We start from the raw sequence: 24,414 nt of genomic DNA, 5'->3' as shown, positions 1-24,414 counted from the left end.
GATTAAAACTCTTCCCATTCGCCGCTGCTGTCTGCAGCGGGCTTGGCAGCACGTGGCTGGGCGGGAGCGGCTGCCGAGGCAGTACGGCTTGGCGTCAGGCGCAACGCCGGGCGTTTCAAGGCCGTACTGGCGGCGGCCACGACAGGCTTGCGCAAGGCAGGCTTGGCCGCTGCCGGGCCGCTGTGGTTGGCGTCGAGTTTAAAAATGCTGACCATCTCGGCCAGCGCCGCCGCCTGCTCCTGCATGGATTCCGAAGCGGCTGCCGCTTCTTCCACCAGCGCCGCATTTTGTTGCGTCACGGTATCCATTTCCGCCACGGCTTGATTGATCTGGCCGATGCCCAGTTCCTGCTCGCGGCCGGCGGCGCTGATTTCGCCCATGATGTCCGTCACGCGGCGGATGCTGGACACGATCTCGTCCATCGTCGTGCCCGTCTGGCTGACCAGCGCGCTGCCGGCGCCCACGTTCTGTACCGATGCTTCGATCAGCATCTTGATGTCCTTGGCGGCGGAAGCCGAGCGGTGCGCCAGGTTGCGCACTTCCGTGGCGACGACGGCAAAGCCACGGCCTTGCTCGCCGGCGCGGGCCGCTTCCACGGCCGCGTTCAGGGCCAGGATGTTGGTCTGGAAGGCGATGCCGTCGATCACGCCGATGATGTCGGCGATCTTTTTCGACGATTCGCTGATGGTGCCCATGGTGTCGACCACTTGCGCCACCAGTGCGCCGCCTTTCACCGCCACGTCCGAAGCGGAAACGGCCAGCTGGTTGGCCTGGCGCGCATTGTCGGAATTCTGCTTGACGGTCGAGGTCAGCTCTTCCAGCGACGAGGCCGTTTCTTCCAGGCTCGACGCTTGCTGTTCCGTGCGGCTGGATAAGTCCAGGTTGCCCGAGGCGATTTCATTGCTGGCCGTGGCGATGGCGCCGCTGCCGTCGCGCACGCCGCGCACGGTGGTCGACAGGCGTTCCTGCATTTTCTGCAAGCCCGTCAGCAAGGCGCCCATCTCGTCGTGGCGCGTGATGACGATGTCGTTGGCCAGGTTGCCGTCGGAAATGGCGCCGAAATGGCGCAGGGCCTGGTCCAGCGGGCCAAAGATGGCGCGCAGCAGCAAGAAGCTGGAAATAATCGTCAGCAAGGCGCCCACGATCATGCCGCCGATGGCCATGGTCACCTGGGTACGGTAGCTGGACTGGCTTTCCGCATACATCTTGGCGGCCGAGCTGGCCTGGTATTGCGTCAAGGTTTCAGCGGCCTGGTCCAGGGTGCGGTACAGCGGCGTCAGCCCTTTCATCATCAAGCCGTCCGCTTGCGCGATGTTGCCTTCACGCAAAGCCTTGCTCATGGTCAGCACGCCATTGTTCATGTAATCGCTGCGCTTCTTGTCCATGTCGTCGGACAGGCGCTTTTCTTCCGCGCTCTGCGGCAAGGCCAGGTACACCTTCCACGACTTGTTGGATGCTTCCAGAAATTGTTCCGCGCGCGCCAGGGTATCCTTGGCATCGGGCGCGTCCGGGTGCACCATCACGCGGTCCATCGTGAACCGCGCGCGGCCCAGGGCAATTTGCGATTCGCCGATCGCTTGCGTCGAGGCCAGCTGATTGCTGTAGACCTCGTTGAGGCTGTTGTTGGCCGATTTCAGGCTGATGATGCTCATCACGCCCAGCAAGGCGATCAACACGCCCAGCACACTCATGGTAGCGATCAGACGCATTTTTATTGTTATATTCGACAGCATGCAGTTTTCCTTGGTAAGGGCGCGACCGTGCCACCGCCTGCCGGACGAGATAGCGGCAAACGCCAGATGGGCGGATCACGTGAATTGTTCAGGACAGGTCGATACGGCGTGTGCGGCGGCAGGGGGGAAGGCGGCCCGCGCATATCGTCAGGAGTGCAAGACAGGGCAACGAGGTCGAGGTTTCCTGTACTTTTAATTTCCTGACTGCAAGATACAGGGAAAGATTACCAGTAGCAACATCCGTCTGGAATTTTCACGCTTTGTAACAAGCGGATGATGTTTTTTGCGCAGAACTGGCATTCCGCTGACGTGCGCGGTCGCTTGGGAATGCCATTTATGCTAGCCATCTAGTTAATACATGGTTTCTTCGATGAGCTGGCCATCGTCGCGAAAATACTGAAACCGGCCCGTTTTCCTGCCCATGTTGTAGGCGCCGATCTGCTTCGGCTTTCCGTTCTGGAAATTCTCGATATTGACGCCATGCAGCACGCCCTTGTGCCAGTTGCGGTGAAATTGCGGCAATTCGCCATCGGGATACAACAGGGTTTCCGCACCATCGCGCTTGCCGTCGGCAAACGTGCCCTGGTAACGCCGCTTGCCATCCGGATAAAAACTTTCCATCGTGCCATCGAGGACACCGAGGCGGTAATGTTCGACCAGTTCCAGCCGGCCATCGGCCGCATACTGCTCCAGCTTGCCATCGGGTTTGCCATTGAGCATGGTCAACACTTGCCAGCCGCCGTCCGGCGTCGATTTCTTCCATGGCCCTTGTTTGATGTCATCGGCATAGTTGCCGCCACCGCCAGGTTCCACCCACTGGCCCTGCTTCTTGCCATTCACATAAGTACCCTGCCATTGCACCACGCCACCGGCGCGGCGCTCGCTGGGGCCGTCCAGGCGGTCTTTTACGAAATGGTCGTAACCGGTGTAGCTGTGCATGTCCGCTGCGCGCCATTCGGCCACGCCCGGGCGCACTTCCCAGCGCCCCGTGCGCTGGCCCCGCTGCATCATGCCCGTGGTAGTCTCGTCGCCGCTTGCATACGTCCACGGCCCCTCGGCCTTGTCGTCGACAAAAGCGCCAGACGAGCGAATGGTATTGGGCTCTTCGTAATGCCATACGCCGGTGCGCATGCCCTGCGCATACAGGCCGCGGGCAAACACGCTGCCCACGCAACAATTGACGTCGTACTCGATGAATGGCCCGTCCTGGCTGCCGGCAAAGCGTTGCGGCTGTGTTTCCCAGGCGATCCATTTGATGTGATAACTGGGCGCACGGCCCCCTTCCCAGCCCTTGCCCAGCAGATACGTGACGGTCAGATAATGGCCATCCTTTTCCTGGTACGTCTTTTTATAGGCAAACGCGGGGGCGTCGGCCGGCTTGCCGGGCAATAATTCACCATCGATATTGAAATAGCCGGCCAGGGTGCCGTGCGCATGCTCGATGGCGTCGAACCCGGCCACGCCCGTGGGCGCGTAGGCGATGCTGTAATCGATCAGTTGCAGGGACGACAGCGCGGCGCGCACCTGCGCCTCGTCCATGGTTGTTGCGCCGCGCACGATGGCATCCAGCGCGGGCTGCAAGGCCGGCACCTTGAACATCTTGCCGCCGCTGCGCTCGTAGCGGTAGGCATGCAAGCCGTAGGGTTTGTCACTGCGCGCGCCACTACGGCTGAGCACGAACGTGGTTTCGCCCTCGCTGTCGAGATCCAGCTGGAACACGGCCTCGATGCTGGCCTGGCCATACTTGTCCAGGTTCATGCGTTTTTCACTGATGCCGTTGCACTGGCAATAGTAACCGTTGACCTCGCCATTTTCCCGCAGGAAAGCCAGCACCACGCCGCCGTCGCGGCGCTCGACGGCGCTGGCGTAGGCCATGGGCATACCCTCATAAAAACGCGGCGCGGCCTGGGCCGGCGCCAGGGTACCCAAGGCCAGCGCCATGGCCATCGTGCTCACCCAAAATGTGTACCGCATGTCAACTCCACTGCCGAAAGCCGCCATTATGCATGGCCGTTCAGGCAAGGCCGGACACCCCAGCACGCCGGCCAAACAGCGGCCGCTGCACCGTCTGCGCCAGCAGCACGCCCAGCAGCGAGATGCCGCCGCCGACCAGGTGATAGAGATGCATGCTTTCGTGCAGCCAGACGATGGCCAGCAAGGCCGTCAGCAGGGGAAGCAGATTGACGTAGATGCTGCAGCGGTTCGGTCCCAGCAATTTGACGCCCTCGATCCACAGGTAGGACAGCACGATGGATGAGCCGATGCCCGCATAGCCGATCAGGGGCAAGGTGGTGGCGTCCAGCCGGGCGCTGCCGGGCGGCAGCAACAGAAACAGCGGCAGCATGCACACCAGGGCCGCCAGCGCCTGGCAATAAATAGCTTGCCAGGCGGGAATGGACAGACGCCAGCGGCGCAGCAGCACGCCGTACAGGGCAAAGCTCAGGCAGGCCAGCAGCATCAGCGCATCGCCCGCATGCACGCCCTGCTGCAGCAAGGCCAGCACGTCGCCGCGCCCGACCAGGTACAGCAAGCCGCCAAACGACAGCACGCCGCCGGCCGCCATGCCGACCGTCAGGCGCTCGCCCAGCAGCAGCACGCTGAGCAGTGCCGTCATCAGCGGCGCCAGCGCCGTGACGATGGCCATGTTCGTCGCCGTCGTCGATTCGGCGGCGCGGTAGGACAGGCTCTGGAACAGCGCCATCGACATCAGGCCGCACAGGGCCAGCTGCCACCACTGGCGCCGCAGCGCATGACGGTTGCGCCACAGGGGACGGGCGATAAACGGCGTCATCACCAGCAAGACGAGCACCAGCCGATAAAACGTGATGGCCGTGGGGGCGATGCTGGACGCGGCCAGCTTCGAGACGACGACGTTGCCGGCCCACAGCAGCATGGCCAGAAAAGGATACAGATAGGCGCGCACAGGCATGCGTAGCTCCAGGAATAGTTGCGGGGAACCATCATGCCGCAGGCGCGCCGCGCCTTCTCGCGCTAAGATGTCCATACCTATCGCAAAACTGACGCTCTTTTTATGGATTGCACCTCCCCCGCCTTTCAGGAATTGCTGCCCGTCACGGCGCGCGCCATGGCGCTGGCCGTCGACTATGCGCATGGCCACGTGATTTCCGTACACCGCCACACGCACGCGCAATTGCTGTACGCCATCGAGGGCGTGATGACCATCGAGGCGCAGGGCGGGCGCTGGGTGGTGCCGCCCACGCGCGGCGTGTGGCTGCAACCCGGTATCGCGCACCAGGTGCGCATGAGCGGCACCGTGAAAATGCGCACGGTGTTCGTCAACTGCGCCAATTCTCCATTGCTGCCTGGCCACAGTTGCGTGCTCGACATCAGCCCCCTGCTGCGGCAACTGATCGTGGCCGCCGTCGACATCGCGCCCGATTTTACGGAAGGCAGCCGCGACTGGCATCTGCTGCAATTGCTGTTGCACGAACTGGGCAGCCTGCCTGTGCTGCCCCTGTATCTGCCCTTGCCTGCGGACGCGCGCCTGCGCGGCATCTGCGCGCGGCTGATGGAACAGCCGGGCGAACAGCTGACGGTGGCGCACTGGGCGCAAGAACTGGCGATCACCGAGCGCAGCCTGCACCGCTTGTTCCAGAAGCAGACGGGCTTGCGCTTTGGCCAGTGGCGCCAGCAGGCGCGGCTGCTGCGGGCGCTGGAGCAATTGGCGCACGGCGGCAAGGTCATCGACGTGGCCATGGACAATGGCTACACGAGCCAAAGCGCATTTGCCGCCATGTTCAAAAAGCATTTCGGCACGACGCCGACGGCTTTTTACCAGGCAAAAGTCATCGCCGCGTAAAAAAAATGCTGCTATGCATCAATAATCATGGGCGATAAGCGCCGGGCTTGTTATCATCGCAAGCCTTATCGCACCGCGCCCATCCTGGCAGCGGTGTTGACCTCTATCACACCACCATGACACAGAATTTCTTCCAGACTTTTATCCTGCTTTTGCTCGTCACCGATCCATTCGGCAACGTTTCCCTGTTCGTCAACGCCCTGAAACGGGTACCGATCGAGCGGCGCTGGAAAGTCGTGGTGCGCGAATGCCTGATCGCCTTCGGCATCTTGCTGCTGTTTATGTTCTTCGGCCGCCATTTCCTGAACGCCTTGCAATTATCGGAAGTGGCGCTGCGCATCGGCGGCGGCGTGATTTTATTCCTGATCGCCATGCGCATGGTGTTTCCGCAGCCAAATGCGGGCAATAGCGACCACGAGATGGGCGGCGAGCCGTTCATCGTGCCGCTGGCCATCCCCGCGCTGGCCGGCCCGTCGGCCCTGGCCACCGTGCTGCTGTTTTCCTCGCATGAAGTCAATGAAGTGATCGCCCACGTGGCGGGATTGACGGCCGTGGCCGTCGTCTGGCTGGCCGTCTTCCTGTGCGCCGAACGCTTGCAGCGGGCGCTCGGTCCAAGGGTCATGACGGCGTTCGAGCGCCTGATGGGCTTGATCCTGACGGCGATGGCCATTGAAATGCTGCTGGCCGGCATACGCGCGTTCCTGAAGTCCGTTTAACATAGAGCATTCATCCACTGGAGGAATCACCATGAGCCGTTGCGCCCACATTTGCCTGATGGCCGATTACAACCAGTGGATGAATGCCAAGGTCTACGCAGCGGCGGCCAGCCTGCCGCCCGGCGAGCTGCAGCGCGAGCGGGGCGCCTTTTTCGGCTCCCTGCTGGCCACCCTGAACCACGTGATGGTGGGCGATACGCTGTGGCTGCAGCGCTACGCGAAACATCCGGCCGGTTTCCCCCTGCTCGATCCCATCCGCGCCATCACGCCGCCCGCGTCGCTCACGCAGCCGCTGTTCGCGGCCGACGATTTTGCCGCCATGCACGCGCACCGGCAATGGCTGGACCAGGTCATCATCGACTGGGCCGCGTCCATCCGCGAAGAAGACCTCGACCATTTGCTCGATTACCGCAACAGCAAGGGGCCGAACCGGCGCGAGTTTTTCAGCCTGCTCATGCATTTCTTTAACCACCAGACGCATCACCGGGGTCAGGCCAGCACCTTGCTGTCGCAAGCGGGCGTGGACATCGGCGACACGGATTTACTGTTTCGCATCCCCAACCATCTTGCCGACTGACGGCGGACGGTACAGCCACGCTTTCACCCCAATCGCTGCCAGCGCCAGCCCGCCCAGCAACGCGCCGCAAGCCAGCGCCCCCGGCATGCCATAGGACTCGATGGCCATGCCGCCGGCCAGCGCGCCCAGCGTCACGCCCAGGTTGATGGCGGCGATATACACGCCGATGGCGAACGCGGGCGCCTCGCGCGCTTCGCTGCTGAGCCATACTTGCGTGACGATCAGCCCGCTCGTATGCGCGGCGCCCCAGAACAGCAGCAACACGGCCAGCGCCGCCCAGCCGATGCCCGTGCCGGCATGCCGGTACAGCAGCCAGTACGCCAGCCCCAGCAGCACAGGCTGCAGCAAGACCGTGCGCAGCACATGCGTGCCCAGCTGGCGCCCCGCGAACAAATTGCCCGCCACGCCGCCCACGCCAAACACCACCAGTGCCAGCCCCGTCTGGCGCGCCGACAAGCCCGCTTCCTGTTGCAGATACGCGGCCGCATACGCATACACGGCAAACATGGCGGCAAACACCAGCACGGCGGCGGCGATCGTGAACCACAGCGCAGGTTTGCGCAGCACGGCCAGCTGGCGGCCATACGCCATCGGCGCCTCGCGCGGCGTGTCGGGCAAGAACAGGTATAAGCCCAGCGCCGCCAGCGCATTGACGAGGGCGCAAGCGAGAAACGATGCCTCGTAGCCAACTTGCGCAGCGATCCAGGTGGTGAGCGGGATGCCCAGCACCATGCCCATGCTGGTGCCCGTGAACGCATGCGCGCCGGCCCGCGCCGCATCGCGCGGCGGATACAGGGCGGCGGCGGCCACCATGGCCAGCGAGAAATACACGGGGTGGAACAGGGCCGGCACCACGCGCATCGCCAGCAGCAGCCCGAAGCGCGGTGCATACGCCGAGGCCACGCTGGCCAGGGCAAACACGAGCAGCGAGACGATCAGCACGCTCTTGCGGCGCCACCGCGTGGCCAGCAGCACGAGGAAGGGGCCGCCCACGGCGATCACCAGCGCGAACAGGCTCACCAGCGAACCCGCCTGCGCCGCCGTCACCCCGTAACGCTGCATGATCATCGGCAAGATGCCGACGACGCCAAACTCGATGCAATACACGCCGAACAGGCCCAGCGCGAGGAAAACGATGGGGTGCGGGCGCGTCATGGCATTTCCTTGGCGCCATACACTGCCTGGCACAGTTCCGTGACGAACGGTCCCGCCATGCCCTCCAATGCCGTATTCGTAAACGCCACCACGGACAGTTCCTGCGCCGGGTCGACAAACCACGAGTGGCCATACGTGCCGCCCATGCGCCACGTGCCCGCAGCTTCCGGCGTGGCGGCGGCAAGCGGGTCCGTCAAGACCGTGAACCCCAGGCCGAAGCCGCGTCCCGGCCAGAACGGCAAGTCGAAACCGCCCGTCTGGCTTGCTCCCATCTGCCGCGCCAGCGCTGGCGGCAGCAGCGGCGCGCCGCCCAGGCGCAAGGTTTCCAGCAGGCGCATGAAATCGGGGGCGGAGCCGACCATGCCGGCGCCGCCGGACGGATACGCGTGCGCGTCGAGCGCCCTTGCCGGCGACAAGGTAAAGCCGGCCATGCCTTCGAGAAACGGCAGATGGTCTTCCCCCTCGTCCAGCAAACGGCGCGGCCGGGCTTCTTCCGCTGCGCGGTCCGCATACGCGACGGCCAGGCGCGCCCCGTCCGTGGCCATAAAACCCGTGTCGTGCATGGCCAGCGGCCCCGTCACCAGGCGTTCCACGGCCTGTGCCAGCGGCATGCCGGCCGCCTGTTCGATCACGGCGCCCAGCACGTCGGTGGCGATCGAATACGCCCAGCGCGCACCCGGTGCAGACGCGAGCGGCACGGTAGCGAGGCGGCGCAGGTTGTCCTCCAGGGAAATACGGGATGCATCCATGCCGTCGGACACGCCCGCCCGCGCATACGCGCCGCCCGGCGGCTGGAAAAAGCCGTAGTCGAGCCCGGCCGTATGCGTGAGCAAGTGGCGCACGGTCATCGCCGCCACGGCGCCGTCCGGCTGGCGCGGCGCAAAATACGGCAGCCAGCGCGCCACCGGGTCGTCCAGGCCCAGGCGGTTCTGCCCCACCAGCGCCAGCGCGGCCGTGGAGACGATGGGTTTGCTGACCGAGGCCAGGCGGAAGACGGCGTCTTCCACCATGGGCGTACCGGCCTCGCGGTCCAGGTGGCCGGCGGCGCGGCGATAGATTTCCTGGCCGCACTGGCGCACCAGCACCACGGCGCCCACCAGGCGCTGCTGATGCAGCACGGCATCGAGCAAAGGGTCGATGCGGGCGGCCAAGGCCGCGGGAGAGAAGTTGTACATCATGGCGTAGCCTTTCAAATGATCAGGCTGCCAAGGTAAGCCAGGCGCGATCAAAGAAAAACAGGCTATAGTTTCAGTCTGTGCGGACGTTGACCTCCGCAATCAAAAGGAAAACCATGGATAACCTGGCGGGATTCACGACCTTCGTGCAGGCGGCGGAAACGCGCAGTTTTGTCGCGGCGGGCCGGGTGCTCGGCATTTCCGCCTCGGCCGTGGGCAAGAGCATCGCGCGGCTGGAAGAGCGGCTCGGCGTGCGTCTGTTTCACCGCAGCACGCGCAGCATTGCGCTGACCAGCGAAGGCACCGTGTTTCTCGAACGCTGCCGGCGCATCCTGGGCGAGATCGAAGCGGCCGAGCTGGAGTTATCGAACAGCAAGCGCGCGCCGCAAGGCCGGCTGCGCGTCAGCCTGCCGCAGGTGGGCAGCCTGCTCAATCCCGTGCTGGCGGCCTTTGCGCGTGCCTATCCGCAGGTGGAACTCGACCTCGATTTCAGCGACCGCCGGGTCGACGTGATCGAGGAAGGCTACGACGCCGTCGTGCGCGCGGGAGAAAGCGCCGACAGCCGTTTGATGAGCCGCCAGCTGGGCCAGTTCCAGCTGCAACTGGTGGCCGCGCCAGCCTATCTGGCGCGCAACGGCACGCCCGCGCTGCCGGCCGACCTGGCCCGCCACACTTGTTTGCTGTACAAGTTTCCCAGCAGCGGCAAGGTCGAGGCGTGGCCCTTGCCCGAGTGGCATGCCCTGCACGCGGCCGGCTTGCCGACTGTGCTCAACTGCAACAATGTCGACACCCTGCTGCACTTTGCCGAAAGCGGCCTGGGCATCGCCGCCCTGCCCGACTTTGCCGCGCGCGCGGCGCTGACGGCAGGCCGCTTGCAGCCGGTGCTGGACGCGCACCGCCGGCACGACGGCGCCTTTCGCATCCTGTGGCCCAGCAGCCGCCACCTGACGCCGAAACTGCGCGCCTTCATCGACTTCCTCGCCACCCACGTGTTTCCGGAAAACTAAGCCCGCATCCGGCGTCGCGCTCGTTGTTTCCACACGACAACTTATTTAATTTGCTACCATTTTTTAAACTTTTCGCGGACTTGATACAAGTTTTTGTATTGCAGTGCGGAATTTTGAGGAACAATTACAGGCTGGCTGCCCTTACGTATAAACCCGTAGCCTTGGCCTGTCGACGTTTTCCCTCACTTCCGCAATACGAAAGCAATCATGTCACTTACACAATTCAAAATCGGCACCCGGCTCGGGATCGGATTTGCTGTCGTTCTCGGTCTGCTGGTGGCCGTCTTGCTCGTCGGCCTGTACTCCATGGGGCAACTGAGCGCACGCACACACGACATCGTGGCCGACAAGAACGTCAAGATGGCGGCCGCCAATACCATGAGCGACAACGTGCGCAACATTACCCTGGCGATCACCAGCATTGTGGTGGCGCCGACGGAAGCGCTGGTGCAGGCGGAACTGGCAAAGATCGGCGAAGCACGCAAGAAATACGGCGCCGCCAAGGAAACCCTGCAAAAGAAAATTTCGACGGACAAGGAAACGGCGCTGATGGCTGAACTGGACGCGGCCCTGAAATCGGGCGCGCCGCTGAACAACAAGGTCATCGAGCTGCGCAATGCGGGCCAGACGGATGAAGCGATCGCCTTTTTGACGCAGCAGGCGGCGCCGAGCCTGAAACGCGTGCTGGGCGCGCTCGACAGCCTGGTCGCGTATGAAGGCAAGCAGGCGGCCCAGGCGGCAACGGACGCCGAAACGCTGAGCAACAGTGCGCGCGCTTCCATGATTACTTTGGGCAGCGTGGCCGTGCTGCTGGGTGCCTTCGTTGCCTGGATTATCACGCGCTCGATCACCCAGCCCATCAATGCGGCCGTCAGTGTGGCCGAAACCGTCGCTTCGGGCGATTTGTCGTCGCACATCGTCGTCAATTCCAGCGATGAAACGGGCCGCCTGCTGGGCGCCCTGAAAGCCATGAACGACAGTCTGTTGGGCGTGGTGGCGCAAGTGCGCCATGGCACGGATGCGATCGCCACGGCCTCGAGCGAAATTGCCGCAGGCAACCTCGACCTGTCGTCCCGCACGGAAGAGCAAGCCAGTTCGCTGGAAGAAACGGCGTCGGCCATGGAGGAACTGACCTCGACCGTGAAGCAGAACGCGGACAATGCGCGCCAGGCAAACCAGCTGGCGAAAAGCGCATCCGAGGTGGCCGTACGCGGCGGCAGCATCGTCGCGCAAGTGGTCGACACCATGGGCACGATCAATGACTCATCGAAGAAAATCGTCGACATCATCGGCGTCATCGACGGCATCGCCTTCCAGACCAACATCCTGGCCTTGAACGCGGCCGTGGAAGCGGCGCGCGCGGGTGAACAGGGCCGTGGCTTCGCCGTCGTCGCCACCGAGGTACGCAATCTGGCGCACCGTTCGGCCTCGGCCGCCAAGGAAATCAAGGAACTGATCGCCGCTTCGGTCGCCAACGTGGACACGGGTTCACGCCTCGTCAATGAAGCGGGCCAGACCATGGGCGACATCGTCGACAGCATCGTGCGCGTGACCGACATCATGGGCGAAATCACCTCCGCCACGCACGAGCAGACCATCGGCATCGAACAGATCAACATGGCCATTGCCCAGATGGATGAAGTGACGCAGCAAAACGCGGCCCTGGTGGAAGAAGCGGCGGCCGCCTCGCAAAGCATGCAGGAACAGGCGGGCGAACTGGCGCACGTGGTGGGCTTCTTTAAAACCGGCAACCATGTTGCCAGCGTCAGCAAGCTGACGCCTGTGCGCGCCACGCCGGCAGCGGCTGCGCCCGCCATCGCGCGCCCCGCAGCCAAGCCCGCCCCTGTGCGCAAGGCCGTCGCGGCCGCGCCGGCGCGCCGCAGCAACGCCGCCGCCGAAAGCGAATGGGAAGAGTTTTAAAACACCCGTGTTAATACCAGAGTTTTAACACCCGGCAACACCGCAACGGGAAAAGCCAGGCAGGAAGTTGCTGCCTGGCTTTTTTTCGTCCTCCAATACCACTTTTTTTGCGGCAAAGCCCGCGCAATAGACAAAAGTGCAAAACGTGCACCGCGCATACGCTTTACAATCCTCGCTCGCTTTACAAAATATTGGTCATCATGAATCAGGCAGAACAGCAGCGCCTCCTGGCTATCCTGGAGTATTGGCACAAGATCGAATTCTTTATCCCGTTTGACCTGAATCAAATCACGGACGTTGAAGACCAATCCACCGTGCGTCTCCTCCACCGCGAACAGCTGGCGCAATTGCCGCCGCAGTTCGCCACGCAGTGGCCAGTCCCTTCCGACCGCGAGATCGACGGCTTTTCACTGTTCCTCGGCGTGTTCGACAAGGCCGAAATCAACAAGGCTTGCCCGCCGGCCAACGGCCCGGAAAACATTGCCGAGACAGAAAAAACAGAGCTGCTGGGACGCTCGTGCTTTGCCCGCATTAACCTCAATGCGCTGGGCGAGCCGCAGTTCGACCCCGTCTCCGTGTCGACCTTGCCGTGGGCCCTGGGCCGCGCCCGCACGCCGGACTGGTCGGGCCTGAGCCTGGACGCCTTCAGCGACAGCCAGCTGGTGCTGCAGGACAGCCTGCGCAACTTTGCCGCCGCCCGCGCCCCGCAGCCAGTGACGGACGAGGCAGGCAATGTCTCGGCGCCCCTGTCCGGCATGGAAATCGCGGCCCTGGCCGACCTGCTGCGCGACTGGGCCGGCTTCCACCCGTCCGCCGGCCAGCCGCTGGCCGTGCTGGAATTGCGCACGCGCAAGAAACGCGCGGCCGTGACGGAAGGCGACCTGGCTGAGGCCAGCCAGAACCGCAGCCTGGACTTTGGCGACGCGGTGGAGCCGTCGATCGATATCCTCAACAGTTTTTACCTCGATGACCTGGAGCAGATCATCCGCGCCTTGCGTGGCGGCAAGTTGCCCGCGACGGTCGCGGCCTATCTGACGCCGCTGGCGCAGGATGAGCGCATCGACCTGTACAGCCCGGCCGGACGCCAGGCGCTGGCCGCCATGCTCAATCCCGCGAACATGAATCGGGGACACTGGCTGGAAGACGCCAGCTACGCCATGAGCCTGATGCAGCAGTTCGCCATCCACGGCGCGCGCACGGGCTTGAGCGAACGCGGCATCTTTTCCGTCAACGGCCCGCCCGGCACGGGCAAGACGACGTTATTGCGCGAATTGTTTGCCGACAACATCGTGCGCCGCGCCAGCGTGCTGTCCTGCCTGGACCGCGCCGGCGACGCCTTCATCGGCAAGGTGGCCGTGGCCTTCGAAGGCGTGCGCGACCCGATCACCATCGCCCGCTTGCGCCCGGAATTGACGGGCTTTGAAATGGTCGTCGCCTCGTCGAACAACGCGGCGGTGGAAAATATTTCCGGCGACCTCCCAAAACCGAAACAGCTGGGCAAGGAATGGGCGCGCACGCGCTATTTTGAAAGCGTGGCGCGCCGCGTGGTGGCCGACGGCAATGGCGCCAACCGCGCCCTGGACGAGACGGAAGCGCCGTGGGGCTTGATGTCCTGTGCGCTGGGCAATAGCGCGAACCGCCGCCGCTTCGTCAGCAATTTCTATGACGACGACTGGGACAAGAGCACGGCGCGCAAGACGCCGAATGCGCAGAATATCCGCCAGTGGCTGGCCAGCTACCAGGGCGTCAGCTTCGCCCAGGCGGCGCGCGAGTTCCGCGAAACGGAACACGTGGTGGAAAAGGCCCTGGCCGAGCACGCGCAATACGCGGCCCTGTGGCAAGCCGTGGGCACGTGCTCGGAAGCCGATTTTATCCAGGCCAGCCAGCAAGCGTTAATTGAAGCTGAGCAAGAGATGGATGCAGCGAATGGCGCCCTGTCCGGCGCGCTGGCGCAGCAGGACACCCTGCTCGCCAGCAAGAAGGAATTGCTGGAAGAGGAACGCCTGGTGGCGCTGACGCAACCGGGCTTTTTTGCCCGCCTGTTCCGCACGGCCCCGGCGCGCGCCTACAAGGACGCCGTCATCGCCAACGCCGAAGCGCAGCGCCAGGCCGCGCGCGACGTGTCCGCCATCAAGCTGCTGCTCAAGGGCGAGCTGGAGCCGCGCTGCGAGCGGGCCCGCAACAGCCTGCACATTGCCCTGCGCACGGCGCAATCGCGCCAGCGCGAATGGGATGACAGCACGGAATTGCTGCGCCGCGCGCGCATGCGTTTCCCCACCATCCTCGCGCCGGCCAGTCTGGACGAGCTGGACGGCGACGCCTTGCAGATAGGCGGCCTGTGGCATGAACCGGCGCTGGCGCGCCTGCGCTCGCGCCTGTTTGCCAAGGCCCTGGCCCTGCACGAAGCGTGGCTGGCGGAAGTGGCGAAGAAGGGCGGACCCGGCTTTGGCGGCAACTTGCTGGCCGTGTCGAAATTGCTGAAAAACAAGCGCGCGTATGACCAGTCGCACGTCGCCATGGTCTGGCACAGCCTGTTCATGGTGGTGCCTGTCGTGTCGACCACGTTTGCCTCCTTCGCGCGCCAGTTCCAGGGCATGGGCCCGGAATCGCTGGGCTGGCTGTTCATCGATGAAGCGGGCCAGGCCGTGCCGCAAGCGGCGCTGGGCAGCCTGTGGCGCGCCAAGCGCGCCGTCGTCGTGGGCGACCCGCTGCAGATCGAACCCGTGTTCACGGTGCCGGGCCGCCTCGTGCAGACCCTGTCCGCCCTGTCGCCGCATACGCAGGATGGCAGCTACGCGCCGACTTCCGTTTCCGTGCAGACCCTGGCCGACAAGGCCAACCGCTATGGCGCAACGGTCGGCACCGGCAGCGCGCAGCCCCTGTGGATCGGCAGCCCCCTGCGCGTGCACCGCCGCTGCGTCGAACCGATGTTTTCGCTGGCCAACAGCATCGCCTACGAAGACAAGATGGTCTATGGGCTGGCTGAACGCACGCCGCCGGCCGGCGCGCGGGGCCTGACGCGGGGACCGAGCCGCTGGATCGACGCCGTCGGCGCCGTCAGCTACAAGCAGGTGGTGCCGGTGCAGCTCGATTTCGTGCTGGAAGTGTTATTGAAACTATATCGCCGCGACGGCAAGCTGCCGGACATGTATGTGATCACGCCGTTCAAGGCCGTGCGCAACGAATTGCGTTCGCGCATCGTTGACATGGACTGGGACCGCCGCCTCGGCTACGGCAAGGCGCCGACGGCGCGCGAACTGCGCCAGTGGAGCAGTCAGATGGTCGGCACCGTGCATACCTTCCAGGGCAAGGAACAAAGCGTGGTCATGGTGGTGCTCGGCGCCGACGACAGCACGGCCGGCGCCGCGCAGTGGGCGGCGGCCACGCCGAATTTGCTCAACGTGGCCCTGACGCGCGCGCAGCATTATGTGTACATCGTCGGCAACCCGCTGCTGTGGGGCCAGTTGCCGCATTTTGCACCGGCGTGCGCGCAATTGCCGCATACGGGCATGCATGAGTTTTTGGTGGAGATGGGCTGATTGGCAGGCGTAGGTCGGATTAGCGCGGCAACGCCGCGCGTAATCCGACAACATTGTTGGCCGCTCTTGTCGGATTACGCGCGGCTACGCCCCGCTAATCCGACCTACGTTGCTGCGCCGGGAAGACCAAGGTAAACGTCGTGGCGGCCGCGTCGGACGCCACACTCGCGCTGCCGCAGTATAACTGCACGATGGCCATGACGCAGGCCATGCCCAGGCCTGCGGAAGCGGCCGAATCGCTATTGTCGGATTACGCGCGGCTACGGCCCGCTAATCCGACCTACTTTCCTGCACCGGGAAAACCAAGATGTAGGTCGGATTAGCGCGCAAGCGCGTAATCCGACACCACCACCATCAATATTACGCCCGGAAAACCAAGGTAAATGTCGTGGCTGCAGCGTCGGATGCGACCGTCGCGCTGCCGCCATGCAACTGCATGATGGCCGTGACGATGGCCAGCCCTAATCCCGTGGAAGCGGCCGAGTCGCTGCGGGCCGGGTCGGCGCGGTAGAAGCGCTCGAACAGGTGCGGCAAATGGCGCGCGGGGATGGCGGGGCCGAGGTTGCTTACGCTCAGTTCCACGCCCTCGTTGGTCGCGTGCGAACGCATTAAAATCGTGCTGCCGGGCGCCGCGTGGCGGATGGCGTTCGACAGCAAATTGCCGAGCGCGCGGCGCAGCAGTTGCGGCTCGGCCGTCACCGTGCCGCTGCCGTGGCAGGCCAGCGCCAGCTCGCGCTCTTCGGCCAGGCCTTCAAAGAAATCGGCCAGGCGCAAGAACTCGTCCTGCACGGGCAAGACTTGCTTGACGAGCACCATTTCATCCTGCTGCGCGCGCGCCAGAAACAGCATGCTGTCGATCATGCGCGACAGCCGTTCCAGCTCTTCCACATTTGACGACACCAGCTGTTCATATTCGTGCGCGCTGCGCGGGCGGGCCAGCATGACCTGGCTTTGTCCCAGCAGATTGGTGACGGGCGTGCGAAATTCATGCGCGAGGTCGGCGGAAAACTGCGACAGCCGCGCGTACCCCTCCTGCAGGCGCGCCAGCATGGCGTTCAAGGCCTGGATCAGGGGCAGCAGTTCCGTCGGCGCATCGCGTGCCTCGAGCTGCTGCCCCAACTTGCCCGGCCGCACGAGGGCCGCATGGGCGGCGATATTGCGCAGCGGCCGCAAGCCCCGCAGCAGCATCACGCTGGCCAGAATCGCCGCCACCAGCGCGCTGATGGCCACGGAGACGACGATCTGCCAGCGGTAGGCGGCGAACATGGCCGTGCGGTCGCCGTAGACCCGGGCGACGGCAATATCGGCCATCTGCGCGGGCTCGCCGATGCGCGCGCTGGCCGCCACGACCCGGGCCGGATAACCGTCGCGGCTGGTCCAGCTGACGATGTCGCTGGCCGTCACGGGCGCGTCGACGGCCACGGGAACAGCATGCGCGACGTTCTCGCTGTTCGGATTGACATCGATCAACCGCGTGCCATCGGCGCGCACGATGCGCACCAGGGAATTCTCTTGGCCGCTCATGGTGTCGCGGAAATACTGGGGCCGCTCGCGGATGATATCGAGGGTGCCGGCATTGCCCAGCAACTGCTGGATCTGCCGCAGTTTTCCCAGCAACAAAATGTCGTCGCGGCGCTCGATTTCCGCCACAAAGGAACGGTACAGATGCATGCCCAGCCCGGCCGACACGAGCGCCACGATCAGCACGAAGACGAGCGTCACGCGCACGGTCAGCGAGCGCCGCAGTTCCGCCAGCTTCATGCGGCGGCGCCGTTGTCAGGCACCGTGGGCGCGCGCAATTCGCAGACATAGCCCATGCCCCGCAAGGTGTGGATCAGCTTGGGTTCGAACGGATCGTCGAGCTTGCTGCGCAGGCGTCGGATGGCCGCGTCGATGACATTGGTGTCGCTCTCGAAATTGATGTCCCACACTTGCGAGGCGATGATGGAACGCGACAGCACCTCGCCCTGGCGCCGCGCCAATAAATGCAGCAAGCCGAATTCCTTGGCCGTCAGGGCGATGCGCTGGCCTTGCCGGCTGACCTTGCGTTTCATCACGTCGATTTCCATGTCGCCGATGCGGATGACGTCGTCTTCACGCGGTGGCCCGCGCCGCAGCAGGGTGCGGATGCGCGCCACCAGTTCGGCAAAGGCAAATGGTTTCACCAGGTAATCGTCGGCGCCCAGTTCCAGCCCTTTCACACGGTCCTGCACTTCGTCGCGCGCCGTCAGGAAAATCACGGGCACGTCGGCGCCGCCCTCTTGCAGGCGCAGCGCACGCAAGACTTGCCAGCCGTCCATGATGGGCAGCATCACGTCGAGCACGATCAGATCGGGTGACTCCGTACTTGCCATGTGCAAGCCATCGCGGCCATTGCGCGCCAGGCTCACCGTGAAGCCGGACTCGGCCAGGCCGCGCAGCAGATAGTCGCCCGTCTTCGGTTCGTCTTCAATGACCAGGATGCGCATGGCAGCTTTCTAAGGGGAATATAAGACCATTCTACGCCGCGCGCCGGGCACCGCGGATGATAAAAATGTCATGCGGCGATCATCTTCTCGTAGGGCAACACTGACCATACTGGCGCCACCTTATCAACGGACAGCCACATGAAAACCCTGTTACTCGGCAGTACCCTGCTGTACCTGCTGGCCAGCCCCGCCCACGCCCAGCTGCGCCAGGTCGATGATCTTTCTCTGGCAATGGCCAACAAGCTGGCGAATGCGGCCATCGCCGCGTGCCAGGCGCAAGGCCGGCATATTGTCGTCAGCGTACTCGACCGTGGCGGCAATGTCGTGACCGTGCAGCGCGCCGATGGCGTCGGGCCGCACAACACGGACGCCAGCCGGCGCAAGGCCTACACGGCCCTGTCGACGAAAAACGATACCCAGGCGCTGGCCGTGGCCGCGCGCGGCAATCCCGACATGGCCAATTTGACGACCGTGCCGGAACTGTTGCTGCTGGGCGGCGGCCTGCCCTTGCGCGCCAAGGGCGAAGTCGTCGGCGCCATCGGCGTCGCCGGTGGCGGTGGCGCCCTGCAAGACCGGGCCTGCGCCCATGCCGCCCTGGCCGCCATTCCTGAACTCGATTCCCCCACCCTGTGAAAGCAACAACGATGACCTATCTGAAAAAAATCACCGCCACCCTGGCCTTCGCCAGCCTGTCCAGCATGGCGCTGGCCGCCAATCCCTTGAGCGTGCACATCCTCGACCTGCAGAGCGGCCAGCCGACCGCGGGCGTGACGGTCACGCTGGAGCAGAAAAAAGGGGATGCTTGGCAACAATTGGGCAGCGCCGTGACGAACGCGCAAGGACGCATCGCGGCCATGTATCCGGAAAATCAACCCATGCAGGCGGGCGACTACCGCATCGTGTTCAAGACGGGCGAACACTATGCGCGGCTGAAACAGGAAACCTTCTTCCCGGAAATCCCCGTGCAATTCCACGTGGAAAAGACCGACCAGCACTATCACATTCCCTTGCTGCTCAGCCCTTTCGGCTTTTCCACCTACCGCGGAAACTGAAGCTTAGCCCAGCGTCTTCGCCGTCTGCCCGAACAGCACGCTTTTCGCGTCGCCGCTGACGGTGGGCTGCACATTGATTTCGGCTGCCCGCGCATACGCGCGCACGGTGGCGGGACGGGCGGCGATGGCCGCGAACCAGCGCGCCAGGTGCGGGAAGTCTTCCAGCTTCTGGCGCTGGCGTGCGTGCGGCACGATCCACGGGTAGATCGCCATGTCGGCGATGGAATACGTGTCGCCGGCCACGAATGCGCGGTCCGCCAGGCGCTTGTTCAGCACGCCGTATAGCCGGTTCGTTTCATTGACGTAGCGCGTGATGGCGTAATCGATCGGTTCGGGCGCATATTGCACGAAATGGTGGTTTTGCCCGGCCATGGGGCCAAGGCCGCCCATTTGCCAGAACAGCCATTGCATGACCTCGGCACGTCCCCGCACGTCGGCCGGCAGGAATTGCCCGCTTTTCTCGGCCAGGTATTGCAAAATCGCGCCCGATTCGAACAGGGAGAGCGGTTCACCGCCATCCGCCGGCGCCTGGTCGACGATGGCGGGGATGCGGTTGTTCGGCGCGATGGCGAGAAACTCGGGCTTGAACTGCTCGCCCTTGCCGATATGCACGGGAATGATGTTGTAGGGGATGCCCGCTTCTTCCAGGAACATCGTCACTTTGTGCCCGTTGGGCGTGGTCCAGTAATACAGGTCGATCATCGTGGTCTTTCCAGGTAGATGAGTAGGGGCAGGCGAACTTGGCAGAACTATTGTCGCGCCGCAACTGATATGCATGGATATAATGCCACGTAAGCGAAAAACAAGACGGCGTCCAGGCTGGGCAAGCACCCACTGGCACCGTCACGCAGGCATCCCGACATTCCAGAGCACAAACAAAGAAAGCCGACCATGCGCAAACTCCTGATCGTCACGCTGTCCGTCCTGCTGTCAGGCTGTGTCCAGGACTTCGCCATCTACATGTTCGATGGGCAAGACCATTCCCTGACCGTGCGTCGCCAGCAACGTTATTTTTGGCAAGACACCGTGGAAGTGCAGCTGATGGCCACCAACCTGCCGCAATGCCAGCGCCTGCATACGCTGTCCACCGATGCGCCGGCCGACATCAAGGTCGAGCTGTTTGCGGCCGGCGATGGCCTGTGGAATATCCGCATGGGCAAGCAGCTGTGGCAGGCGGAAACGAATACCTGCAATGAGCTGACGGAAATGGAAAACGACCCGAAAGCCGACCTGGGCCAGCCGGTCGGGCAATTCGTGGTCGTCGATGACAAGCTGGAATTCGAGCCGGCGCCGCCAGCGGCGGCACCGGCCCAATAGGAACTTAGCGCGCCGCCAGGCTGCGCAGGGGCTTTTTCGCCACGGCGCGCGGTGCGCCAGCCGAGCTTGCCGTCAGGCGCGGCGACGTTCCCGGTTCCTGCGCCGACAGTTTGAAGCGCGCCACCAGTTGCGCCAGCACGGCCGCCTGGTCTTGCATGCTCGACGCCGCTGCCGCCGCCTCTTCCACCAGTGCCGCATTTTGCTGCGTCACGCTGTCCATCTCCGTGATCGCCTGGTTGACGTGGCCGATGCCCGTGCTTTGCTCGTGCGAGGCGGCCGTGATGTCGGCCATGATGTCGGTCACGCGCGACACGCTGGCCACCACCTGATCCATGGTCGTGCCCGCCTGTGCGACGAGCGTGCTGCCGGCCGCGATGCTGTCGACGGAAGCGCCGATCAGTTCCTTGATTTCCTTCGCCGCGCCTGCGGATCGTTGCGCCAGATTGCGCACTTCCGACGCCACGACGGCAAAGCCGCGTCCCTGTTCGCCCGCGCGCGCCGCTTCCACGGCCGCGTTCAAGGCCAGGATATTCGTCTGGAAAGCGATGCCGTCAATGACGCCGATGATGTCGACGATCTTGCGCGACGACGCGTTGATGGTGTCCATCGTGCCGATCACTTGCGCCACCACGGCGCCGCCCTGGCGGGCCACGGCGGAAGCGGACTGCGCCAGTTCATTCGCCTGCACGGCATTGCCCGCGTTTTGCGTCACGGTCGAGGTCAACTCCTCCATCGAGGCCGCCGTTTCTTCCAGCGAACTGGCTTGCATTTCCGTGCGCGCCGACAAGTCCATATTGCCGCTGGCAATCTCGCTCGATGCCGTGGCGATCGTCTCGGCACTGTGGCGGATTTCGCTGATCGCGTCGACCAGGTTGGCCTGCATGGTTTTCATCGCGTACAGCACGCTGTGGCGGTCGCTGGCATGCGTGCGCACGACGCCGCTCAAATCGTTATTCGCGATCTTTTCCGCCACGTCGGCCGCATACTCGGGATCGCCGCCCAGCGCATGGCGCAGGCTGCGGTTGATCACGACGACGACGGCGGCCAGCAGGCCGCACACCAGCACCAGCACGCCCAGCGAGGTGAGCAGCGACTGGCGGAAGGCCGCATCGATATCATCCATGTACACGCCCACCACCAGGGTCCAGGCCCACGGCTTGTAGGCCACCACGCGGCTCATCTTCGGTTCGGGCGTCTTCTGGCCCGGGCGGGGGAAGTAATAGTGGACGAAGCCCTTGCCCGCATCGCTCTTGCCGACGGCAACGATGTCGCGGTACAGATAGGTGCCGTTGGCATCTTTAAAATCCGACATGTTCTTGCCGTTGGTTTGCGGCGCGGCGGGATTCATCACCACGACGGCATCGAGATTGATGATGGACAAATAACCGGTCTCGCCGAAACGCATGCTCTTGATGACGGCGGTGGCCTGCTTTTGCGCTTCTTCCTGCGTCAAGGCGCCGCTGGCGGCCAGGTCGCCGAACATCTTGACGGCGCCCAGGCCCAGGTCGGCGGCATTGCTCAGGTCGGCGCTGCGCTCTTCGATGCGGATCTTGCGAATTTCCAGGGCGTTGTAGACAAAAATAACGGTGATGCACAACAGGCTGCAAATCAGGGGAATCCATAACTTCTGCTGGAACGTCAATTTCTTCATGCTGTGTCTCCGACTCTCTATTGTGCGGCGATGGGGCGTGGCCCGCTTCCAGCTGGGCAAGCCCGGAATGCGGCGGCGACGGTGCTCTGGCGACACCGTTCAGACGTCTCCAGCATACGCTCGAACGACCGATATTTACAATGCCGGGAGGCAATGATTTTTGCCCGGTGTTGTTAATGCGTTGCGACAATTGATGAGAATTGAGGTTGCATTGCGATATTGCATTGCAGCAAAAAAGGATGCGGATAGGCAGCGGCAAGGCAGGCGTGGAGGGCGGGCGTGTGTCAAAATGCACGCCAGATCGATTGAATCACGAAAGCACAGCATGACCAAGAATGAAGCCATGAAACGCATCAACGACCGCCTGGGCAAACCCACGCTGACGGACAAGAACACGCATTTTGCCAGCGTCGCCAGCTATGGCACGGACGAAGGCTGGTGGCTGAAGATCCCCTTCCTGACGTTCAAGCAGGAATTGCACTTCATCCTCAACAATGAAAAAACGAAAAGCTTCCAGTACCTGAAGATCGGCGCCAACCAGATTCTCAGCCCGGGCATGAAGTTCCGCAGCACGGGCGGCGCGGCCGACGCCTTCATGTCGGCCTCGGCGCCGAAACGCCTGGTCGACTTGCTCGACGGCGGCAGCAAGTACAACTTTACAAAACACTTCGTCAACGACTATCGCTACTAAAACACCTGACCAAACCTGCTGCGCGGCGCGCTTTGCGGCCTGCGATGCTCACCGGCTCGGCGCCCCCGTACAAAAGTACGGTTGCGCTTCTTGGCCACAAATCACTGCCGCTCGCTACGGTTTTGTCAGGTGCTCTTGGCGTTGTTAGTTTTCCCTTGGAGGCAGCCAGGCCCTGAGCAAATGTTGGGCGATGTCGAGCGCGTCGTCGCGGCTGGTGCCAAAGTGTAAAGGGTAGCCCCAGAACTGGCCGAACATGACGGCGAAAGCCTTGCCGGCCAGGCGCTTGGCGGCGCTCGGTTCGACCAGCACCATGCCCTGGATATACGCACGCAGGGCAGCCTTGTGCCGTTTCATCCACAGCACGGCGCGCTTGCGCTCTTCCTGCGGATGGTCATGCCCATCCTCGTCCAGGCCTTCTTCGCTGAGGATGACAAACGCTTGCTGGCGCGCCAGCAAGTCCTCGAACTGGCTGAACAAGGCATCGTCGGGGCCGCTGGCGGCGTTGTCGCGGCGCATCCAGACGAGGGGGAAATCGGTGATATCGAGTTGCATGGAGGACTCCTTCAAGGGGGTTGCCGTTTCTCCTCACCTTCATCAGAACACGGGCGGCGGCGGTTGCCGTTGAAGCGGGGCTGCGGATAGCCATACGATACCGATGACGGCGCCCGACGTCATTGCATACAATAGCCACAATATTATTCAATCCAGCCAAAGTCATCCCATGCCCCATCCCCTCTTGCCCAGCATGCTGACGGCCCATCTGGGTCTGGACGACGATGCCTCCATCCTCGATTTCGACGTCGACGGCGTGCTGCGCCCCTTGCTGGCCGTGGGCCTGGCCAGCGTGCCAGAGGATGCGGAGCAGGCGCCGCACCAGCACCGCAAGGGGCAGCTGCTGTATGCCACGCGGGGCGTGATCCATTGCGAAGTAGAAAGTGGAGTGTGGATCGTGCCGCCCCAGTGCGCCGTGTGGATACCGGGCGGCCTGATGCATTCGGCGCAGGGCGTGGGCGAGGCCGAGTGCTACTGCCTGTTTATCGAGCCGGCCACGGCGCCGGCCTTGCCGGCCGTCTGCTGCACGGTGGCTGTCTCGCCCCTGTTGCGCGAACTCATCACCAAGGCGGCCGGTTTTCCCACCCTGATCGCGCTGCAGGGCGCGCAGGAACGCCTGGTGGCGACCCTGCTCGACGAATTGGCGGTCGCGCCCGTGGAAGACTTGCATTTGCCAATGCCGCGCGATGCGCGTTTGCGCCGCCTGGCCGCCCTGCTGCTGGCGCAGCCAGCCGATAAAAGCACCCTGGCCGAGTGGGCCAGCCGCATCGGCATGAGCGAGCGCAGCATGACCCGGCAGTCGCTGGAGGAAATGGGCATGAGCGTGGGCCGCTGGCGCCGGCAACTGCACGTGATCCTGGCCTTGCAACGGCTGGCGCAAGGCCACAGCGTGAAAGCGGTGGCGCTGGAACTCGGTTATGAAAATACCAGCGGTTTTGTCACCATGTTCCGCAAGGCCGTGGGCAAGCCGCCGGCCCGCTACCTGGCGGAACGGGAATCCGGGCGCGCATGAAAAAAGGCGGCATATGCCGCCTTCGTCCC

The 24,414-nt window shown here is 63.8% G+C and carries 22 protein-coding genes; 11 read left to right on the top strand and 11 right to left on the bottom strand.

Translation table 11 applies throughout. The features are described 5' to 3' along the window. Positions 1–2 precede the first annotated feature (2 nt). From AC1Q6X_RS23980 to AC1Q6X_RS23970, 3 genes are all read right to left on the bottom strand, one after another. On the bottom strand, positions 3–1,733 hold the full coding sequence (locus tag AC1Q6X_RS23980; RefSeq protein WP_070310256.1) for a methyl-accepting chemotaxis protein: 1,731 nt from the start codon (positions 1,731–1,733) through the stop codon (positions 3–5). 351 nt (positions 1,734–2,084) lie between these two features. Beyond that, on the bottom strand, positions 2,085–3,707 hold the full coding sequence (locus AC1Q6X_RS23975) for a toxin-antitoxin system YwqK family antitoxin (protein WP_492498609.1): 1,623 nt from the start codon (positions 3,705–3,707) through the stop codon (positions 2,085–2,087). A 40-nt stretch (positions 3,708–3,747) separates the two neighbouring features. Then, positions 3,748–4,662, bottom strand: a complete 915-nt coding sequence (locus tag AC1Q6X_RS23970) for a DMT family transporter (RefSeq protein WP_070291950.1) — start codon at positions 4,660–4,662, stop codon at positions 3,748–3,750. A 102-nt stretch (positions 4,663–4,764) separates the two neighbouring features. On the opposite strand from AC1Q6X_RS23970, the gene AC1Q6X_RS23965 reads away from it, so the two are divergent. From AC1Q6X_RS23965 to AC1Q6X_RS23955, 3 genes are all read left to right on the top strand, one after another. Continuing rightward, the gene (locus AC1Q6X_RS23965; RefSeq protein WP_492498608.1) at positions 4,765–5,553 is read left to right on the top strand and encodes an AraC family transcriptional regulator; all 789 of its coding nucleotides are present in this window, start codon (positions 4,765–4,767) and stop codon (positions 5,551–5,553) included. Positions 5,554–5,669: 116 nt separating this feature from the next. Then, complete coding sequence (locus AC1Q6X_RS23960; RefSeq protein WP_070224777.1) at positions 5,670–6,269, top strand: MarC family protein; 600 nt, start codon at positions 5,670–5,672, stop codon at positions 6,267–6,269. 31 nt (positions 6,270–6,300) lie between these two features. Next, positions 6,301–6,846 carry a DinB family protein gene (locus AC1Q6X_RS23955; RefSeq protein ID WP_070310250.1) on the top strand — a complete coding sequence of 182 codons (546 nt, stop codon included), beginning with the start codon at positions 6,301–6,303 and terminating at the stop codon, positions 6,844–6,846. Here AC1Q6X_RS23955 and AC1Q6X_RS23950 read toward each other — a convergent pair. After that, the gene (locus AC1Q6X_RS23950; RefSeq protein ID WP_492498607.1) at positions 6,811–8,001 is read right to left on the bottom strand and encodes an MFS transporter; all 1,191 of its coding nucleotides are present in this window, start codon (positions 7,999–8,001) and stop codon (positions 6,811–6,813) included. The genes AC1Q6X_RS23955 and AC1Q6X_RS23950 overlap by 36 nt on opposite strands. Continuing rightward, positions 7,998–9,179 (bottom strand): serine hydrolase domain-containing protein, encoded by a 1,182-nt coding sequence (locus AC1Q6X_RS23945; RefSeq protein ID WP_492498606.1) that lies wholly within the window; start codon positions 9,177–9,179, stop codon positions 7,998–8,000. The genes AC1Q6X_RS23950 and AC1Q6X_RS23945 overlap by 4 nt, the downstream gene beginning before the upstream one ends. A gap of 113 nt (positions 9,180–9,292) precedes the next feature. Between AC1Q6X_RS23945 and AC1Q6X_RS23940 the strand changes: the two genes are divergently transcribed. Together AC1Q6X_RS23940 and AC1Q6X_RS23935 are read left to right on the top strand one after the other, a co-directional pair. Then, positions 9,293–10,183: a LysR family transcriptional regulator gene (locus AC1Q6X_RS23940; RefSeq protein WP_492498605.1), complete on the top strand. Its 891-nt coding sequence runs from the start codon at positions 9,293–9,295 to the stop codon at positions 10,181–10,183. Between the two features lie 207 nt (positions 10,184–10,390). After that, the gene (locus tag AC1Q6X_RS23935; RefSeq protein ID WP_492498604.1) at positions 10,391–12,103 is read left to right on the top strand and encodes a methyl-accepting chemotaxis protein; all 1,713 of its coding nucleotides are present in this window, start codon (positions 10,391–10,393) and stop codon (positions 12,101–12,103) included. Here AC1Q6X_RS23935 and AC1Q6X_RS23930 read toward each other — a convergent pair. Next, positions 12,100–12,450, bottom strand: a complete 351-nt coding sequence (locus AC1Q6X_RS23930) for a hypothetical protein (RefSeq protein ID WP_230506439.1) — start codon at positions 12,448–12,450, stop codon at positions 12,100–12,102. The genes AC1Q6X_RS23935 and AC1Q6X_RS23930 overlap by 4 nt on opposite strands. Between AC1Q6X_RS23930 and AC1Q6X_RS23925 the strand changes: the two genes are divergently transcribed. Beyond that, a complete protein-coding gene (locus tag AC1Q6X_RS23925) occupies positions 12,418–15,642 on the top strand; it encodes a DEAD/DEAH box helicase (RefSeq protein ID WP_492498603.1) in 3,225 nt (1,074 codons plus the stop codon). The two genes, AC1Q6X_RS23930 and AC1Q6X_RS23925, sit on opposite strands and share 33 nt — an antisense overlap. A 360-nt stretch (positions 15,643–16,002) precedes the next feature. Here AC1Q6X_RS23925 and AC1Q6X_RS23920 read toward each other — a convergent pair whose 3' ends face one another. Together AC1Q6X_RS23920 and AC1Q6X_RS23915 are read right to left on the bottom strand one after the other, a co-directional pair. Further along, positions 16,003–17,403, bottom strand: coding sequence for a heavy metal sensor histidine kinase (locus AC1Q6X_RS23920; protein WP_492498602.1), 1,401 nt, complete (start codon positions 17,401–17,403; stop codon positions 16,003–16,005). Then, positions 17,400–18,110 carry a heavy metal response regulator transcription factor gene (locus tag AC1Q6X_RS23915; RefSeq protein WP_070224783.1) on the bottom strand — a complete coding sequence of 237 codons (711 nt, stop codon included), beginning with the start codon at positions 18,108–18,110 and terminating at the stop codon, positions 17,400–17,402. Before AC1Q6X_RS23915 ends, AC1Q6X_RS23920 begins: the two co-directional genes overlap by 4 nt. 138 nt (positions 18,111–18,248) lie before the next feature. On the opposite strand from AC1Q6X_RS23915, the gene AC1Q6X_RS23910 reads away from it, so the two are divergent. Next, the gene (locus AC1Q6X_RS23910) at positions 18,249–18,743 is read left to right on the top strand and encodes a GlcG/HbpS family heme-binding protein (protein ID WP_070224784.1); all 495 of its coding nucleotides are present in this window, start codon (positions 18,249–18,251) and stop codon (positions 18,741–18,743) included. 11 nt (positions 18,744–18,754) lie between these two features. Next, the gene (uraH, locus tag AC1Q6X_RS23905; RefSeq protein WP_492498601.1) at positions 18,755–19,162 is read left to right on the top strand and encodes a hydroxyisourate hydrolase; all 408 of its coding nucleotides are present in this window, start codon (positions 18,755–18,757) and stop codon (positions 19,160–19,162) included. A gap of 3 nt (positions 19,163–19,165) precedes the next feature. Here the strand turns inward: uraH and AC1Q6X_RS23900 are convergent, their stop codons facing one another. Beyond that, on the bottom strand, positions 19,166–19,864 hold the full coding sequence (locus AC1Q6X_RS23900) for a glutathione binding-like protein (RefSeq protein ID WP_230506443.1): 699 nt from the start codon (positions 19,862–19,864) through the stop codon (positions 19,166–19,168). A 189-nt stretch (positions 19,865–20,053) separates the two neighbouring features. On the opposite strand from AC1Q6X_RS23900, the gene AC1Q6X_RS23895 reads away from it, so the two are divergent. Then, entirely contained in the window at positions 20,054–20,479 is a 426-nt protein-coding gene (locus AC1Q6X_RS23895; RefSeq protein ID WP_492498600.1) for a hypothetical protein, read from the top strand. Between the two features lie 4 nt (positions 20,480–20,483). On the opposite strand, the gene AC1Q6X_RS23890 is transcribed toward AC1Q6X_RS23895, so the two are convergent. Further along, positions 20,484–22,130: a methyl-accepting chemotaxis protein gene (locus tag AC1Q6X_RS23890; protein WP_492498599.1), complete on the bottom strand. Its 1,647-nt coding sequence runs from the start codon at positions 22,128–22,130 to the stop codon at positions 20,484–20,486. 325 nt (positions 22,131–22,455) lie between these two features. Here AC1Q6X_RS23890 and AC1Q6X_RS23885 point away from each other — a divergent pair, with 325 nt between their 5' ends. Beyond that, complete coding sequence (locus AC1Q6X_RS23885) at positions 22,456–22,821, top strand: hypothetical protein (RefSeq protein WP_492498598.1); 366 nt, start codon at positions 22,456–22,458, stop codon at positions 22,819–22,821. 144 nt (positions 22,822–22,965) lie between these two features. On the opposite strand, the gene AC1Q6X_RS23880 is transcribed toward AC1Q6X_RS23885, so the two are convergent. Further along, the gene (locus tag AC1Q6X_RS23880; RefSeq protein WP_070224790.1) at positions 22,966–23,373 is read right to left on the bottom strand and encodes a hypothetical protein; all 408 of its coding nucleotides are present in this window, start codon (positions 23,371–23,373) and stop codon (positions 22,966–22,968) included. A gap of 193 nt (positions 23,374–23,566) precedes the next feature. Between AC1Q6X_RS23880 and AC1Q6X_RS23875 the strand changes: the two genes are divergently transcribed. Beyond that, complete coding sequence (locus AC1Q6X_RS23875; protein WP_492498624.1) at positions 23,567–24,385, top strand: AraC family transcriptional regulator; 819 nt, start codon at positions 23,567–23,569, stop codon at positions 24,383–24,385. The last annotated feature ends 29 nt before the right edge of the window (positions 24,386–24,414 follow it).

Source organism: Janthinobacterium sp. GW823-FHT06H09 (assembly GCF_058794735.1).
This window is presented reverse-complemented; position numbering and strand designations above follow the sequence as displayed.